Consider the following 16,979-nt stretch of genomic DNA (forward strand, 5'->3'; position numbering starts at 1 on the left):
CATGGCCAGCCGGGCCAAGGCAACGATCCTGGACATCGCCCGCGAGGCTGGTGTGTCCAAATCGACGGTGTCGCTTGTGCTGCAAGGCTCAGGGCTGATCCGGCCTGAAACCGCGGTCAAGGTTCGCAAGGCGATCGAGGATGTCGGATATGTCTACAACCGCGGCGCCGCCAATCTGCGCAAAGCCCATTCCAACGTCATCGGCATGGTCATCAACGATCTCACCAACCCCTTTTTCGCCGAGCTGGCGGTCGGCATGGAGCGCGTCTTCCAGTCGGCCGGCATCGTGCCCTTCATCGCCAACACGGCGGAGAACCCGGTGCGCCAGGAAGAAGTGCTGAAGTCGCTGATGGAACAGGGCGTCGCAGGCCTGATCGTGTCACCGGCACGCGGCACCACGCCGGGCGCCTTCCGTCGCCTCGAGATGGCGGGCGTGCCGGTCGTCTTCGCCATGCGCCGCCTGCCGGACAGCCGCATCCCGGTGATCGCTCCTGACAACCATCGCGGCGCGTATCTCGCCGCCGCCCATCTGATCGGCAAGGGCCATCGCCGGCTGGCCTTCTTCGGCGGCACCTCCGACCTGGTCGTCTATCAGGAGCGCCTGGGCGGTTTTCGTGAAGCTTGCGAAACATTGGGCATTGCCAGGCGCGACGTGCTTGTCGTCGAAGGCGAGACCAGCCGCAGGGGCGGCATCGCGTGCCTGGAAACCGCCCTTGCCATGGCCGAGCCGCCGACGGCGGCACTGTGCTTCAACGATGCCGTCGCCTTCGGCGTCATGCTGGCGCTGCGCAAGCGCGGGCTGGAGCCCGGCGCGGACTTTGCCGTCGTCGGCTTCGACGACGTGGTCGAGGCCGGGCATTATATGCCGGCGCTGACCAGCGTCTCGGTCGACACACCCGGCCTCGGTGAACGCGCCGCCCACGTCATGCTGAAGATGATCCAGTCGCGCACCACGCATGCCGAGGACCATATCGGCGCCGTCAATCTGGTCGTCAGGGACAGCTGCGGTCCCGGTCGCCGCGCCCAGAACACATCAGCAGGAATGGGAGACGCGGCATGAGCGTCAGATGGGGACTGATCGGCGCCAGCACGATCGCCAAACAGTTCATGATCAACGCCATCCGCGCACAAAAGGATGGCGAGATATCAGCGGTGATGAGCTCCAACCCGGAGCGCGCCAAGACCTATGCCGCAGAAAACAACATTCCTCTCGCCGTCTCGACGCTTGACGATTTGCTCGGCGCCGACATCGACGTCGTCTACATCTCGACCACCAATGAACTGCATCTCGAACAGGCGCTGGCCGCGATAAAGGCGGGAAAGCATGTTCTGTGCGAAAAGCCGCTGGCGCTGAACAGCACTGATGCGCGCACGATGGTCGCCGCCGCCAAGGAAGCCGGCGTGGTGCTTGGCACCAACCATCATCTGCGCAATGCCGGCGCCCACCACGCCATGCGCGACGCCATATCAGCCGGCCGCATCGGCAAGCCGATTGCCGCGCGTGTGTTCCATGCCGTCTATCTGCCGGAGAACCTGCAGGGCTGGCGCATCACCAGACCGGAAGCCGGCGGCGGCGTGGTGCTCGACATCACCGTGCACGATGCCGACACGCTGCGCTTCGTGCTCGGCGACGACCCGATCGAGATTTCGGCCTTCACCCAGTCGGCCGGCATGGCCGGCAGCGGGCTGGAAGACGGTGCCATGTGCATCTGGCGCTTCAGGTCCGGTTTGATTGCCCAGTCGCATGAAGGCTTCACAACCAAGTTCGCCGATACCGGCTTTGAGGTGCATGGTTCCGAAGGTTCGCTGATCGCAAAAAATGTGATGACGCAGAAGCCAGTCGGCTCGGTGCTGCTACGCACCGCCAAAGGCGAGGAAGAACTGAGCTTCGACCGAGAAGACCTCTACGCCAGGTCGCTGCGCCAGTTCCATGCCGCCATGCGTGGAGAAGGCCAGCCCTCCGCCACCGGCGAGGACGGCGTCTGGTCGCTGGCCTCAGCCGAAGCAGCGTTGCAGTCGGCAAAGTCCGGCAAGGCCGTCACTATCGATCCGAAAGGTGTTGTGTGAGCAAGCTCGTCTCCGCCGCTGAAGCAGCAAGCCTCATCACGGACGGCATGACCGTCTCCGTCTCGTCGTCGAGCGGCCTTGGCTGCCCTGACGCCGTCCTGGCTGCCATCGGCGAGCGCTTCGACGCCGAAGGCCATCCGAAAGACATCACCACGCTGCATCCGATCGCCGCCGGCGACATGTATGGCATCAAGGGCATCGACCATCTGGCCAAGCCCGGCTTGTTGAAGCGCACGCTCTGCGGCTCCTATCCCTCAGGCCCCTCCTCGTCCGAGCCGCCGCAGATATGGAAGATGATCGGCGACAATTCGGTCGCCGCCTACAACGTGCCCTCCGGCATCCTGTTCGACATGCACCGCGAGGCCGCCGCCAAGCGGCCGGGCGTGCTGACCAAGGTCGGCCTCGACACTTTTGCCGACCCGCGCCACCAGGGCTGCGCCATGAACGCGGCGGCAAGCGAGCCGATCGTCTCGGTGCAGCAGTTCGACGGCGAGGAATGGCTCTATTTCCGCTCGATCGTGCCCAACGTTTCGATCATCCGCGCCACCACCGCCGACGAGCGCGGCAACCTCACTTACGAGCATGAAGGCGCCTATTTGGGCGGCCTCGAACAGGCGCTCGCCGCCCGCAACAATGGCGGCATCGTCATTGCGCAGGTCAAGCGCGTCGTCGAGAACGGCACGCTGAAGCCGCATGACGTGCGCGTGCCCGGCGTCCTGGTCGACCACATCGTGGTGGCGCCGGACCAGTTGCAGACGACGTTGACGCCTTACGACCCGGCGATTTCGGGCGAGATCTTCCGGCCGTTGTCCAGCTTCCGCAACGCTGAGATGAACGTCCAGAAAGTAATCGCGCGCCGCGTCGCCATGGAATTGCGCGACGGCATGGCGGTCAATATCGGCTTCGGCATCTCGGCAAACGTGCCGCGTATCCTTCTCGAGGAAGGCCAGCACGGCAAAGTCACCTGGGTGATCGAGCAGGGCGCCGTCGGCGGCGTGCCGCTGCTCGACTTCAAGTTCGGCTGCGCTTCCAATGCCGAGGCGATCATGCCCTCGCCGCACCAGTTCATCTATTTCCAGGCCGGCGGCTTCGATGCCTCGCTGCTCTCCTTCTTGCAGATCGACCGCCATGGCTCCGTCAACGTGTCGAAACTCTCGGCCCGGCCACATGTCACCGCCGGGGCCGGCGGCTTTGTCGACATCACGGCACGGGCGAAAAAGATCGTCTTCTCCGGCTTCTTCAATGCCGGCGCAAAACTGTCGCTCGCCGATGGCGGCATCCGCATCGATGCAGAAGGCAAGGTCAAGAAGGTGGTCAACGAGGTCGAACACATCTCCTTCTCCGGCAAGCGCGCCGTCGCGCAAGGGCAGGACATCACCTACGTCACCGAGCGCTGCGTGATGAAGCTGACGCCGGACGGTCTGATGGTGACGGAACTGGCGCCCGGCATCGACCTCGAACGCGATGTGCTGGCGCAGTCAGAGATTCCGCTCGGCATCGCCAACGATCTCAAGGTCACGCCGGCGGCTCTCTATCAGGACCGGCCGATCGGCCTGTCGCTGAATGGTGGCGCTTCGCTCGGAGGCGCGCATGGCTGAGCGCCTCGTCACCTTCGAGCAGGACGGCGCCATCGGCATCGTCACGCTGCGCCGGCCGGAGAAGTTCAACGCGCTGGACATTCCGATGCTGCGCGCGCTCGAGACAGCGCTCGACGAAGCCGAAATGGCTGAAGGCGTGCGCGTCGTGCTGATCCGCGGCGAAGGCAAAGGCTTTTGCGCCGGCGGCGACGTCGAAGCCTGGGCACAAATGAGCGCTGCCGACTTTCAGGTGCAATGGGTGCGCTACGGCCACCGTGTCTTCGACCGACTGGCGCGGCTGCGGCAGCCGACCATCGCGGTGCTTTCCGGCCATGGGCTGGGTGGCGGGCTGGAGCTGGCGGTCGCCTGCGACTTCCGTGTCGCCGAAACGCAGGTGAAGCTCGGCTTTCCCGAGACATCGATCGGCGTCGTCCCCGGTTGGTCCGGCACGCAGCGCGCCGTGCGCCGCTTTGGGGCCCAGATCGTGCGCCGCATGGCACTCGGCGGCGAGCTCTTTGCCGCCTCCGACGCGCTTGCCCTCGGCGTCGTTGACCGCGTGGTCGAGACCGGCCAGGCGCTGGCAGAGGCCAGGACTTGGGCCGAAAAAATCGCCGGGCGCGGGCCGCTCGCAACCGAAGCCGCCAAGCTGATGATCGCAGTCGCCGAAGGCGAGGAAAGTGCGGCCGCCACCGAGGCGCTCGCGAGCGGCTTCGTTGCGCTGACCGGCGACGTCAAAGCCGGCGTGAGCGCCTTCAAGGCCAAGCAGAAGCCGGCCTTTTCAAGATCCTAGAGAAAGCATGATGAACGCACCGCTCAACATTTCCATGCCGGCCGAGGCGTCCAAGGCGCCGAAGGCTTACAAGCTCCTGATCGACGGCAAGCATGTCGATGCCCGTGACGGCCGCACGATTGCGCGCAACAGCCCCGGCCATGGCTTCACCGTTTCGCGCTATGCGCAGGCCGGCGAGGCCGAGGTGGAGGCGGCCATGCAGGCCGCGCACAAGGCATTCGAGACCGGCCCGTGGCCGCGCACGAAGGCGGCCGAGCGCGCCGCGATCTTGCTCAAGACGGCTGACCTGATCGAGGCCCAGCTCGAAGACATCGCCCGCCTCGATGCGCTGGAATCCGGCAAGCCGATCGCCCAGGCGCGCGGCGAGATCGGCGGCGCCGTCGACATCTGGCGCTATGCCGCCTCGCTCGCCCGCACGCTGCACGGCGAGAGTTACGCCAATCTCGGCGACGCCATGCTGGGCGTGGTGCTGCGCGAGCCGATCGGCGTCGTCTCGATCATCACCCCGTGGAATTTCCCGTTCCTGATCGTCAGCCAGAAACTGCCCTTCGCGCTCGCCGCCGGCTGCACCGCGGTGGTCAAGCCGAGCGAAATGACCTCGGCCTCGACCTTCGTGCTCGGCGACATCCTGATGCAGGCCGGCCTGCCCGCGGGCGTCGTCAACATCCTGGCCGGCCTCGGCGCCGATGTCGGGGGGCCGATGGTCAGCCATCCGCTGGTCGAGATGGTGTCGTTCACCGGCTCTACCCGCGTCGGCAAGATGACCATGGCTTCCGCCGCGCAGTCGCTGAAGAAAGTCTCGATGGAGCTCGGCGGCAAGAACGGCCAGATCGTCTTCCCCGATGCCGATCTCGAGGCGGCCGCTGACGCAGCAGTGTTCGGCGGCTTCTTCAACGCCGGCGAATGCTGCAATGCCGGCAGCCGGCTGATCGTGCATGAAGCCATCGCCGACGATTTCCTCTCCACTGTCAAGGCCCTGACCGCCAAGGTAACGGTCGGCGACCCACTCGACGACCGAACCAAGGTTGGCGCGATGATTTCCGCCGACCATCTGACCAAGGTGGCGGATTACGTCGTGGCGGCAGCAAAAGACGGCAGCAATGTCTATTGCGGTGGCGGCCAGCTGGCGTCCAATGCCGGCCAGTATCTCGATCCGACCATCATCCGCGGCGTTACCGAAGACATGGCTATTGCGCGCGAGGAAGTGTTCGGCCCGGTGCTCACCGTGCTGACTTTTGGATCGATTGAAAAGGCGTTGCACATCGCCAACAACACGCCCTATGGTCTGTCGGCAGGGGTGTGGAGCGCCAGCATCGACACTTGTATGTCGGTGGCGCGTGGTGTGCGTTCGGGGACCGTTTGGGTGAACACATTCATGGAAGGCTTTCCCGAGTTGCCATTCGGGGGCTACAAGCAGTCCGGCATCGGACGCGAACTCGGCAAACGCGCTGTCGAGGATTATACCGAGGAAAAGACAATCCAGTTTCATCGCGGCCAGCGCACCGGTTGGTGGGTCGGCTGAGTTTGGAAGAACCCGGTGGGCTTCCACCGGTCGTGTAATGCAACAAGGGAGGTAGAACATGTTGCGCAAACTGCTTATCGGAACGGCTCTGGCGACGGCCTTTGCTTTCTCGGCCCATGCCGAGGACGTCAAGGAAGTGCAGATGCTGCATTGGTGGACGTCGGGCGGCGAAGCGGCTGCTCTCAACGTCCTCAAGGGCGACCTTGCCAAGGAAGGCTATGCCTGGAAGGACGTGCCGGTGGCCGGTGGTGGCGGCGACGCCGCCATGACTGCGCTGAAGGCGATGGTCGCGGCCGGCAATTACCCGACCGCGTCGCAGATGCTCGGCTACACCGTGCTCGACTATGCGGCGGCCGGCGTCATGGGCGACCTGACCGAGACGGCGAAGAAGGAAGGCTGGGACAAGTCGGTTCCGGCAGCCCTGCAGAAGTTCTCCGTCTATGACGGCAAGTGGGTCGCTGCTCCAGTCAACGTCCACTCCGTCAACTGGCTGTGGATCAACAAGGCGGTGATGGACAAGATCGGCGGCACCGAGCCAAAGACCTTCGACGACTTCGTCGCCCTGCTCGACAAAGCCAAGGCGGCTGGCGTCATTCCGCTCGCCCTTGGCGGCCAGAACTGGCAGGAAGCCACCATGTTCGACTCGGTTGTGCTGTCGACCGGCGGACCTGAGTTCTACAAGAAGGCCTTCAACGACCTCGACGACGAGTCCCTCAAGTCGGACACGATGAAGAAGTCGTTCGATAACCTCGCCAAGCTCGTCACCTATGTCGACCCGAACTTCTCGGGCCGCGACTGGAACCTTGCCACCGCCATGGTCATCAAGGGCGATGCCCTGGTGCAGGTGATGGGTGACTGGGCCAAGGGCGAGTTCAACGCCGCCAAGAAAACGCCGGGCACCGACTTCCTGTGCTATCGCTTCCCGGGCACGGAAGGCTCGGTGGTCTACAACTCCGACATGTTCGGCATGTTCAACGTTCCGGACGACCGCAAGGCCGCCCAGGTCGCGTTGGCCACCGCCACCCTGTCGAAGAGCTTCCAGTCGGCCTTCAACGTCGTCAAGGGTTCGGTTCCCGCCCGTACCGACGTTCCGGACACCGACTTCGACGCGTGCGGCAAGAAGGGCATCGCCGACCTGAAGGCTGCCAACGAAGGCGGCACACTGTTCGGCTCGCTTGCCCAGGGCTATGGCGCGCCTCCGGCGGTCGCCAATGCCTACAAGGACGTCGTTTCGAAGTTCGTCCACGGTCAGATCAAGACCTCGGACGAAGCCGTGACCGAACTGGTCAAGGCAATCGACGACGCCAAGTAAGCGCTGGCCAGAAACACACCTTCCCCGCTTCGGCGGGGAAGGTGTCACCTAAGGATTGGCCAGCTGGCGCAATTCCAGGAAAAGTGTGAGCGGTTTTCCGGCCGGAATTGCGTAAAAGAAAGAGTTAGAGAGGTTCGCCGTTTCCGTGAAACGGTGAAAGCACTCTTGAACACCATGCCGACCAGAGACCCGTATGCACGGGGCCGCCTTGCCGCCTGACGGCAGAGCACGGACGACCCGAACGGGAGGAGCCTCATGAGCAGTGTAGCGACGACCCAGATCAAGCTGACACCCGAGCGGTCTCGCCCCTCCGTGCGCGCGCGACTGCAGGACGCGCTGCCGAAGATCGTGCTGGCGCCGAGCTTCGCCATCACCATCGTCTTCGTCTATGGCTTCATCCTGTGGACAGTCTATCTGTCCTTCACCAATTCCAAGACCTTCCCGTCCTATGTCATTACCGGACCACGCGCGTATCTACGGCTGTGGGGCTGGACGTTCGACTCCGACCCGCCATCGAGCTGGTACACGTCGATCGTCAATATGGGCATTTTTGGCTTTCTCTACATCGCCATCTGCCTGGCGCTCGGCCTGTTCCTGGCCATCCTGCTCGACCAGAAGATTCGCGGCGAAGGCGTGTTGCGGCCGATCTATCTCTACCCGATGGCGCTGTCCTTCATCGTCACCGGCGTCGCCTGGAAATGGTTCCTCGACCCCGGCCTCGGTCTTGAGCAGACCTTGCATCAGTGGGGCTGGACGAGCTTCCATTTCGACTGGATCAAGAACAAGGATTTCGTCATCTACACGGTGGTCATTGCCGGCGTCTGGCAGGCCTCCGGCTTCATCATGGCGATGTTCCTGGCCGGCCTGCGTGGCATTGACGGCGAGATCATGAAGGCGGCGCAGATCGACGGTGCCACCACCTTCCAGCTCTACCGCCGCATCGTCATTCCGCTGCTGCGGCCAATCTTCCTGTCGGCCTTCATCGTGCTCGCGCACCTTGCCATCAAGTCCTACGATCTCGTGGTGGCGCTGACCAGCGGCGGCCCCGGTGGCTCGGCCTGGCTGCCGTCCAACTTCATGTATGAGTACACCTTCAAGCGCAACGAAATGGCCGTCGGCTCGGCCAGTGCCGTGATCATGCTGATGACCATCGTCGCCATCATCGTGCCCTATCTCTATTCCGAACTGCGGGAGAAGCCGCGATGAGCGCTGTCGCCACCCCTGCCCGCCCCGCTGCTTCCCGGCAGGCCTCCGGCGGCATCAGCACCAAGACCCTCAACCGCATCGTCATCTACGGGCTTCTGGCGCTGTTTGCGCTGTTCTATCTGATGCCGCTGTTCGTCATGCTGGTGACCTCGTTCAAGACCATGGACGAGATCCAGAACGGCAACATGCTGGCGTTGCCCACGGCGCCGACCTTCGACCCGTGGCTGAAGGCCTGGGGCGAGACCTGCGTCGGCCTCACCTGCGCCGGCATCAAGGGCTATTTCTGGAACTCGATCAAGATGGTGGCTCCAGCCGTACTGATCTCGACCATGCTCGGCGCGCTCAACGGCTACGTCTTGACCAAATGGCGTTTTCGCGGCGCCACGCTGGTGTTCGGGCTGATGCTGTTTGCCTGCTTCATTCCGTTCCAGTCGGTGCTGCTGCCGATGGCGACCATCCTCGGCAGCCTGGGACGTTTCGGCGTGAAGCTGCAGAATGCGACGGGTACGAGTTTCGGTCTCGGCAATCCGACGGTCAACCTGGTCTTCGTCCATGTCGTCTACGGCATCGGCTTCACCACACTGTTTTTCCGCAACTATTACGAGGCATTCCCGAACGAGCTGATCAAGGCCGCACAGGTCGACGGCGCCTCCTTCTTCCAGATCTTCCGCCGCATCATGCTGCCGAACTCGATGCCGATCTTCGTCGTCACCGTCATCTACCAGTTCACCAACATCTGGAACGACTTCCTGTTCGCTTCGGCTTACGCCGGCACAGGCGACTCCATGCCGATGACGGTGGCGCTCAACAACGTCGTCAACACCTCGACCGGCGTCGTCGAATACAACGTCAACATGGCGGCCGCGATGATCGCGGCTCTGCCCACCCTGATCGTCTATGTCGTCGCCGGCCGCTATTTCGTGCGCGGGCTGATGGCTGGCGCGGTCAAGGGCTGATCAATTCGGAAGGAACGACCATGGCTTTTCTGGAAATTGATGGGCTGAAGAAGCGCTTCGGGAATGTCGAGATCCTGAAGGGCATCGATGTCGAGCTCGAAAAGGGCGGCTTCCTGGTGCTGGTCGGCCCGTCCGGCTGCGGCAAGTCCACCTTGCTCAACACGATTGCCGGCCTGGAGCAGATCACCGAGGGCGAAATCCGCGTCGACGGCCGCGCCATCAACGATCTGCACCCATCCAAGCGCGACATCGCCATGGTGTTCCAGAGCTATGCGCTCTATCCGAACATGACGGTGGCCGGAAACATCTCCTTCGGCATGGAGATGCGCGGCGTGCCGGCCGACGAACGCCAAAAGGCGATCGACAAGGTGGCCAAGGTCCTGCAGATCGGCCACCTCCTGCAGCGCAAGCCGAGCCAGCTTTCCGGCGGCCAGCGCCAGCGCGTCGCCATGGGCCGGGCGCTGGTGCGCGACCCCAAGCTGTTCCTGTTCGACGAGCCTTTGTCCAACCTCGACGCCAAATTGCGCGTTGACATGCGCATCGAGATCAAGCGCCTGCATGCCACCACCGGCACAACCATCGTCTACGTCACCCACGACCAGATCGAGGCGATGACGCTGGCTACCAAGATCGCCGTCATGCGCGACGGCGAGGTGCAGCAGTTCGGCACCCCGGCCGAGATCTACAACAACCCGACCAATTTGTTCGTCGCCGACTTCATGGGTTCGCCAGCGATGAACCTGATCCCGGCGACCATTGCCACGTCGGGCAATGCGCTGTCCGTCGTGTTGGAGCGCGAGGCGCGCGAGCCGATCACGCTGCCGATGGCCAACGCGCCGGCGGGTCTTTCGGCATTCCAGGGCAAGCCGATCATCTTCGGCGTGCGCCCGGAAGCGCTGACCGATCCGGAAGGTGCGGAACGCAACGCCTCCAACATTGCCACTGCCGACCTGCACATCGAAGTGGTCGAGCCGGCAGGGTCCGACACGTTCGCGGTGACCAACCTCGGCGGCAAGGGCGTGGTGGCGCGGTTGCGGGCCGACGCCAACATCCAGCCGGGCACCAGCACGCCGCTCGCCTTCAACCTGACCAAGGCCGTGTTCTTCGATCCGGCGACCGAACACCGCATCCGCTGATCGAGATGGTCAGCCCCGATATCGTCATCATCGGCTCCGGTATCGGCGGCGCTACGATCGCCTCCGGTCTGGCGGGCAGCGGTGCCTCGATCCTGATGCTGGAGCGCGGTGAGCCCTTGACGGCAACGCCGCATGCCCGCGACACGCGCTCCATCTTCGTCGACGGCCACTACCGTCCGAAGGAGATGTGGCGCGAGGCCGGCGGTGCGGCCTTCAACCCCGGCAATTACTACTATGTCGGCGGCAATTCGAAATTCTACGGCGCGGTGCTGATCCGCTACCGCAAAGAGGATTTCGCCGCCATGGAGCACTTCGGTGGCGTCTCGCCGGCATGGCCGTTTTCCTACGATGAATTCGAGCCTTGGTATTCGAAAGCCGAGCAGCTGTTTCGCGTCCGCGGCTCGCTCGGCGAGGACCCGACCGAACCGTTCCACTCGATCCCCTATGCTTTCAAGCCGGTGCCCGACGAAGCGCCGATTGCCCGCGCCCGCGCTGAGTTGAAAGCCCTCGGCCTGCATCCGGCCTCGCTGCCGCTCGGCGTCGACATCGACACCTGGCTGAAAGAGGGCAAGACCGGCTGGGACGCATTCCCCAATACCGCCCAGGGCAAGGTCGATGCGCAGACCGGACCGCTGACGGCTGCACTCAAGGACAGCAATATCCGACTCGAAACCGGCTGCCATGTCGAATATCTCGAAGCGTCGTCCGACGGCAAAAGCATCGCTGCCGTTCACTACCGTCAGAATGGCGAGCTGAAGAAAGTCGCGCCGAAGCTGGTCATCCTGTCCGCCGGCGCGGTCAATTCCGCCGTCATCCTGCTGCGCTCGCCGTCATCAGACGGCAAAGGCCTCGCCAACAGCTCCGACCAGGTCGGCCGCAATTTCATGAACCATAATTCGAGCGCCATGCTGGCGATCGATCCGCGCCGCAGGAACGACAGCGTCTACCAGAAGACGCTGATGCTGAATGACTACTATCTCTCCGACGGCAAAGGCGGCAAGCCGCTCGGCAACGTCCAGCTGCTCGGCAAGATCGACGGCAACATGTTGAAGGCCAACGTCAAACGCGTGCCGAAATTCGCGCTCGATTACATGGCCGGTCACGCCGTCGACTGGTATCTGATGTGCGAGGATCTACCCGATCCGGACAGCCGCATCATGGTCGACGGCAAGGACATCGTCATGCAATGGCGGCGCTCCAACATGCAGTCGCTGGACGGGCTGACCAAGGTGATGCGTGAGAACTTCCGCGCCTGCGGTTATCCCATCGTGCTGTCGCGTCCCTTCGACAAGCGCACGCCCTCGCACCAGTGCGGCACGGTGAAAATGGGCGATGACCCGGCGACGTCGCCGCTCGACCCGTATTGCCGTGCGTTCGATCACCAGAACCTGTTCGTCGTCGACGGGAGCTTCCTGCCGAACTCGGCTGCTGTGAATCCGGCGCTGTCGATTGCCGCCCAGGCGTTGCGCGTGGCCGAGCATATTCGCCGAACGGACCTCGCGGCATGATCCGCCCCGCAGCCATCGTCACCGGCGGCGCGCGCGGCATTGGACTGGCCTGCGCCGAGGCGCTGGCCGATGCAGGCTTCGACATTCTCGTCGCTGACCTGGCCAACGACCCCGCCAAACGGCTTGTTGAAAACATCATCGCGCGCCGCGCAAAGTTCGCTTACCACCGATGCGACATTGCCAGCCTTCCCGATCACGCATCACTTATCGACGCCGCCACACGCGCTTTCGGCCGAATCGATTGCCTCGTCAACAATGCCGGCGTCGGCGCCGTGGTGCGCGGCGATCTGCTGGAGCTGACGCCCGAAAACTTCGACCGTGCGCTCGGCATCAATCTGCGCGGCACCGTATTCCTTAGCCAGGCCGTCGCCAAGGCGATGCTGGCGGCTCCCAGCAATCATCCGCGCTCGATCATCACCATCACCTCGGTCAGCGCCGATATGGCCTCGCCGGAACGCGCCGACTACTGCATCTCGAAAGCCGGCCTTTCGATGTGGGTGAAGAACCTGGCGCTACGGCTTGCGCCGGAAAACATCGGCGTGTTCGAACTGCGGCCCGGCATCATTCGCACCGACATGACCGCGAGCGTATCAGCCAAATACGACGCGCTTATCGACAGCGGCCTGGTGCCGGCAAAACGCTGGGGCGAAGCATCGGACATCGGCGCCGTGGTGGCGACGCTTGCCGCCGGCAAGCTCGGCTTTTCCACAGGCTCGATTATCAATGTCGACGGCGCGCTCTCCGTGCCTCGACTGTAGGTGGATAGAGTTATGACCGACTACATCATCGTAGGTGCCGGCCCGGCCGGCTGCGTTCTGGCCAACCGGCTGAGCGAGGATCCAGCGAATTCCGTGCTGCTGCTCGAGGCCGGCAGCAAGGACTGGCACCCCTACATCCACATGCCGGCGGGCTTTGCCAAGATGACCAAGGGCATCGCTTCCTGGGGCTGGTCGACCGTGCCGCAGAGGCACATGCAGGACCGCGTCTTCTGGTATACGCAGGCGAAGGTGGTCGGCGGCGGCTCGTCCATCAATGCCCAGATATACACGCGCGGCAACGCTCGCGACTACGACGCATGGGAGAAGGAAGAGGGCCTCGCGGGCTGGGGCTATCGCGACGTGCTGCCCTATTTCAAGCGCGCCGAGAACAACCAGCGCTTCGCCAACGATTTTCACGGCGACCAGGGGCCGCTCGGCGTGTCGAACCCGATTTCGCCGCTGCCGATTTGCGAGGCCTATTTCCGCGCCGGCCAAGAGATGGGCATCCCCTTCAACCCGGATTTCAACGGCGCTAGCCAGGAAGGCGTCGGCTACTACCAGCTGACCCAGAAGGACGCCCGGCGCTCATCCGCTTCGGTCGCCTATTTGAAGCCCATCCGCGCCCGCAAGAACCTGACAGTCCGAACCGATGTGCTGGTCACCCGCATCGTGGTCGAGAAAGGCCGCGCCATCGGCGTCGAGATCGTCGACAAACCCGGCGGCGAGAAGACCATCATGCGCGCCGAGCGCGAAGTGATCGTCTCGTCCGGCGCCATCGGTTCGCCGAAGCTGTTGATGCAGTCGGGCATCGGCCCGGCTGATCACCTGAAATCGGTCGGCGTGACGCCGGTGCATGATCTGCCCGGTGTCGGCTCCAACATGCAGGACCATCTCGATTTGTTCGTCATCGCCGAATGCACCGGCGACCACACCTATGACAACTACGCCAAGCTGCACCGCACCGCGTGGGCCGGCTTGCAGTATCTGCTGCTGAAGAAAGGGCCGGTCGCCTCCAGCCTGTTCGAGACCGGCGGCTTCTGGTACGCCGATCCGACCGCCGCCTCGCCCGACATCCAGTTCCATCTGGGACTGGGCTCCGGCATCGAGGCCGGCGTCGAGAGGTTGAAGAACCCCGGCGTGACCTTGAACTCGGCCTTCCTGCGCCCGCGCTCGCGCGGCACGGTGCGGCTGAGCAGCGCCGACCCGGCCGACCACCCGCTGATCGATCCCAACTATTGGTCGGACCCTTATGACCGCGCCATGTCGATCAAGGGCCTCAGGCTTGCGCGCGAGATCATGCGGCAGAAGGCGCTTGCGCCTTACGTGTTGCGCGAGGTGCTGCCCGGACCATCGCTCGCCAGCGATGACGAGCTGATCGACTATGCCTGCCGCACCGCCAAGACCGACCATCACCCCGTGGGTACCTGCCGCATGGGCCATGACGATATGGCGGTGGTCACACCGGACCTGCGTCTGCGCGGCATCGAGTGCCTGCGCGTCTGCGATGCCTCGGTGATGCCGCGCGTGCCTTCCTCCAACACCAATGCGCCGACCATCATGGTCGGCGAAAAAGGCGCCGACATCATCCTCGGCCGCGAGCCGCTTCCGCCGGCGGTGTTCTCCGGCAATCGGGCCGCATAGCCACTTAGGAGAACGAACCAATGATCAGACACTGCGTCTTCGTACGCTTCCGCAGCGATGTGCCCGCCACCGAGCGCACGGCAATCCACGCCGATCTCGAAGCACTGCGCTCCGTTGTCGACGGCATGGACACGGTCCATTTCAGCACCAATGTCAGCCCGGAGCCGTTCGCGCGCGGCTTCAGCCATGCCTTCACCATCGACTTCCGCGATGCCGCCGCCCGCGACGCCTATCTCGTGCATGAAGCGCATCAGCGCGCCGGCGCCCGATTGGTCGCAGCGCTCGAAGGCGGCACCGACGGGCTGATGGTGTTCGATCTCGACATTACGAAAAAGTGACCGCGCTTCTTTCGAAAGCCGGCTGACGCCTGTTCTCTTTTGCGCCCCAAGGAACATATCGTTCCCCGGGGGCGTTTAGGAGGAACGTCGTGGCTCTCACCGCGCAGCAGAAGAAAACCGTCCTTGCCTCCTTCCTCGGCTGGACGCTCGACGCTTTCGATTTCTTCCTTCTGACGTTCCTGCTCACCGATATCGCAGCCGAATTCAACACCGACGTCCCGGCAGTCTCCAAGGCGTTGTTCCTGACGCTGGCGACACGCTTCATCGGCGCCTTCTTCTTCGGCAGGCTGGCCGACAAATATGGGCGCAAGCCCATTCTGATGCTCAACATCGTCAGCTATTCGGTGATCGGCGCGCTGGCTGCCTTCTCGCCCAATCTCGGCATTTTCCTCGCGCTGCGCGCTCTGTTCGGCATCGCCATGGGCGGCGAATGGGGGCTGGGCAGTTCGCTCGCCATGGAGTCCATTCCGCCCGGTGCCCGCGGCATGGTCTCGGGCATCCTGCAATGCGGCTATCCCACCGGCTACCTTCTGGCGGCCGTGGTTTACGGCGTGCTCTACCAGCAGACGATCGGTGGTTACACGATCGGCTGGCGCGCCATGTTCCTGCTCTCCTTCCTGCCGGCACTGATCGTGCTCTTCATCCGCTCGCATGTGCCGGAATCGCCGGCCTTCGTCGAGGCGCAGAAATCCGTCAGACCTGGCCTTCTTGAAACGCTGCAGAAGCACTGGGGCGTCGCCGTCTATGCGGTCGTGCTGATGATGTTCTTCAATTTCTTCAGCCACGGCACGCAGGACCTCTACCCGACCTTCCTCAAGAAGCAGCATGGCTTCGACCCGCACACGGTGAGCTGGATCACCATCGTCGCCAATATCGGCGCCATCGTCGGCGGGTTGGCGTTCGGCGCACTGTCGGAGAAGATCGGCCGCGTCAGCGCGATAACGCTCGCCTGCCTGATTGCCTTGCCCTCGATTCCGCTCTGGGCCTTCAGCTCGACACCGTTCATGCTGGCCATCGGCGCCTTCGTCATGCAGGTCGCGGTGCAGGGCGCCTGGGGCGTCATTCCGGTGCATCTTAACGAGCTGTCGCCCGGCGCCGTGCGGGCAACCTTGCCCGGCTTCATCTACCAGGCCGGCAATCTCGCGGCGTCCTATGGCGGTCCCTACCAGGCCGGCATCGCCGAGGCGTCTGGAGGCAGCTATGGCTACGCGCTGGCGCTGTTTGCCGGCGTGGTCGCCGTCTGCATCATCCTCGTCATCCGCTTCAGTCCGGAACGGCGCGGACAGGTGATGACGGTGCTCGGCTGAAGTATCAGGCTCTCAGCCCAGCCTGAGGGCCACGACACCGGCGACGATGCTGAGCGCGGCGGCGCCGCGCCAGCCTGTCATCTTCTCGCCGAGCGCGAAAACCGAGATCATCATGGCAAACAGGATCGACGTCTCGCGCAACGACGCCACCGAGGCGATCGGCGCCTTGGTCATCGCCCACATGACGATCCAGTAGGCCGCGCCGCTGAGCACGCCGGTGAACAGGCCTGCCTTCCAGTCACGCGCCAGCACGGGCAGCGCCTTGGGCCCGCGAAAGATGAGGCACAGCACCAGCGCCCACGTGGCATCGCAGATGAACAGCCATGCGGCATAGCTCGTTGCCGTTGCGGCCAGCCGCGCGCCGCTGCCGTCGGAGAGCGTATAGCTGGATATGAAGATCGAAGTGCCGAGCGCAAAGCCGACTGCGCGCACATTGATCCGCTCCAGATGCGCGCCGCCGCGAAACGACATCACCAGCGTGCCGGCCGACAGCAGCAGGATGCCGAGGATGGCGAAAGGCGCCGGCATCTCCTGCACCACGACAACGCCGCCGAGGGCGGTCAAAAGCGGCGCCGTGCCGCGCGCCAGCGGATAGGTCTGGGCGAAATCGCCGGCCTTGTAGGCGCCGATCAGGAAGGTCCGGTAGCCCATGTGAAAGAGCACCGAGGCGATGATAAAGGGCCATACCGCGGCCTTTGGAAACTCGACGAAGGGCAGCACGAACAGTGCGGCAAAACCCATGCCCAGCGTCATCAGCGTGATCGACAGGAAGCGATCGAGATGCACCTTGACCAGCGCGTTCCAGATCGCGTGCATGGCGGCGGCGGCAAGCACCGCGAAAAAGACGAAAAGCGTCATCGA

General features: G+C 63.9%; 15 protein-coding genes. 14 read left to right on the top strand and 1 reads right to left on the bottom strand.

Going from position 1 to position 16,979, the window contains the following annotated elements:
- The first annotated feature begins 1 nt into the window (after nucleotide 1).
- From NKJ64_RS17755 to NKJ64_RS17820, 14 genes are all read left to right on the top strand, one after another.
- On the top strand, nucleotides 2-1,060 hold the full coding sequence (locus NKJ64_RS17755) for a LacI family DNA-binding transcriptional regulator (protein ID WP_023755032.1): 1,059 nt from the start codon (nucleotides 2-4) through the stop codon (nucleotides 1,058-1,060).
- Nucleotides 1,057-2,067, top strand: a complete 1,011-nt coding sequence (locus NKJ64_RS17760) for a Gfo/Idh/MocA family protein (RefSeq protein WP_023755033.1) — start codon at nucleotides 1,057-1,059, stop codon at nucleotides 2,065-2,067. The genes NKJ64_RS17755 and NKJ64_RS17760 overlap by 4 nt, the downstream gene beginning before the upstream one ends.
- Entirely contained in the window at nucleotides 2,064-3,665 is a 1,602-nt protein-coding gene (locus NKJ64_RS17765; protein WP_023755034.1) for an acyl CoA:acetate/3-ketoacid CoA transferase, read from the top strand. Before NKJ64_RS17760 ends, NKJ64_RS17765 begins: the two co-directional genes overlap by 4 nt.
- Entirely contained in the window at nucleotides 3,658-4,434 is a 777-nt protein-coding gene (locus NKJ64_RS17770; protein ID WP_352463051.1) for an enoyl-CoA hydratase/isomerase family protein, read from the top strand. Before NKJ64_RS17765 ends, NKJ64_RS17770 begins: the two co-directional genes overlap by 8 nt.
- Nucleotides 4,435-4,444: 10 nt before the next feature.
- Nucleotides 4,445-5,956 (top strand): aldehyde dehydrogenase family protein, encoded by a 1,512-nt coding sequence (locus NKJ64_RS17775; RefSeq protein ID WP_023755036.1) that lies wholly within the window; start codon nucleotides 4,445-4,447, stop codon nucleotides 5,954-5,956.
- A 58-nt stretch (nucleotides 5,957-6,014) separates the two neighbouring features.
- Nucleotides 6,015-7,268, top strand: coding sequence for an ABC transporter substrate-binding protein (locus tag NKJ64_RS17780; protein ID WP_027049809.1), 1,254 nt, complete (start codon nucleotides 6,015-6,017; stop codon nucleotides 7,266-7,268).
- 255 nt (nucleotides 7,269-7,523) lie between these two features.
- Nucleotides 7,524-8,474 (top strand): carbohydrate ABC transporter permease, encoded by a 951-nt coding sequence (locus NKJ64_RS17785; protein ID WP_023671182.1) that lies wholly within the window; start codon nucleotides 7,524-7,526, stop codon nucleotides 8,472-8,474.
- Nucleotides 8,471-9,430, top strand: a complete 960-nt coding sequence (locus NKJ64_RS17790) for a carbohydrate ABC transporter permease (RefSeq protein ID WP_023755037.1) — start codon at nucleotides 8,471-8,473, stop codon at nucleotides 9,428-9,430. Before NKJ64_RS17785 ends, NKJ64_RS17790 begins: the two co-directional genes overlap by 4 nt.
- Before the next feature lie 20 nt (nucleotides 9,431-9,450).
- Complete coding sequence (locus NKJ64_RS17795; RefSeq protein WP_023671180.1) at nucleotides 9,451-10,566, top strand: ABC transporter ATP-binding protein; 1,116 nt, start codon at nucleotides 9,451-9,453, stop codon at nucleotides 10,564-10,566.
- A gap of 5 nt (nucleotides 10,567-10,571) precedes the next feature.
- Nucleotides 10,572-12,074 (top strand): GMC oxidoreductase, encoded by a 1,503-nt coding sequence (locus NKJ64_RS17800; RefSeq protein WP_023755038.1) that lies wholly within the window; start codon nucleotides 10,572-10,574, stop codon nucleotides 12,072-12,074.
- Complete coding sequence (locus NKJ64_RS17805; protein ID WP_023755039.1) at nucleotides 12,071-12,832, top strand: 3-ketoacyl-ACP reductase; 762 nt, start codon at nucleotides 12,071-12,073, stop codon at nucleotides 12,830-12,832. The genes NKJ64_RS17800 and NKJ64_RS17805 overlap by 4 nt, the downstream gene beginning before the upstream one ends.
- A gap of 12 nt (nucleotides 12,833-12,844) precedes the next feature.
- Nucleotides 12,845-14,473, top strand: a complete 1,629-nt coding sequence (locus NKJ64_RS17810; protein WP_352463052.1) for a GMC family oxidoreductase — start codon at nucleotides 12,845-12,847, stop codon at nucleotides 14,471-14,473.
- A 20-nt stretch (nucleotides 14,474-14,493) separates the two neighbouring features.
- On the top strand, nucleotides 14,494-14,811 hold the full coding sequence (locus tag NKJ64_RS17815) for a Dabb family protein (RefSeq protein WP_023683219.1): 318 nt from the start codon (nucleotides 14,494-14,496) through the stop codon (nucleotides 14,809-14,811).
- An 89-nt stretch (nucleotides 14,812-14,900) separates the two neighbouring features.
- Nucleotides 14,901-16,118 (top strand): MFS transporter, encoded by a 1,218-nt coding sequence (locus NKJ64_RS17820; protein ID WP_352463053.1) that lies wholly within the window; start codon nucleotides 14,901-14,903, stop codon nucleotides 16,116-16,118.
- Between the two features lie 12 nt (nucleotides 16,119-16,130).
- Here the strand turns inward: NKJ64_RS17820 and NKJ64_RS17825 are convergent, their stop codons facing one another.
- Nucleotides 16,131-16,976 (bottom strand): EamA family transporter, encoded by an 846-nt coding sequence (locus tag NKJ64_RS17825; protein WP_023683217.1) that lies wholly within the window; start codon nucleotides 16,974-16,976, stop codon nucleotides 16,131-16,133.
- Between the last annotated feature and the right edge of the window lie 3 nt (nucleotides 16,977-16,979).

The sequence above is a fragment of the Mesorhizobium sp. M0062 genome, from assembly GCF_040323125.1.
In the GTDB taxonomy this organism is placed as follows: domain Bacteria; phylum Pseudomonadota; class Alphaproteobacteria; order Rhizobiales; family Rhizobiaceae; genus Mesorhizobium.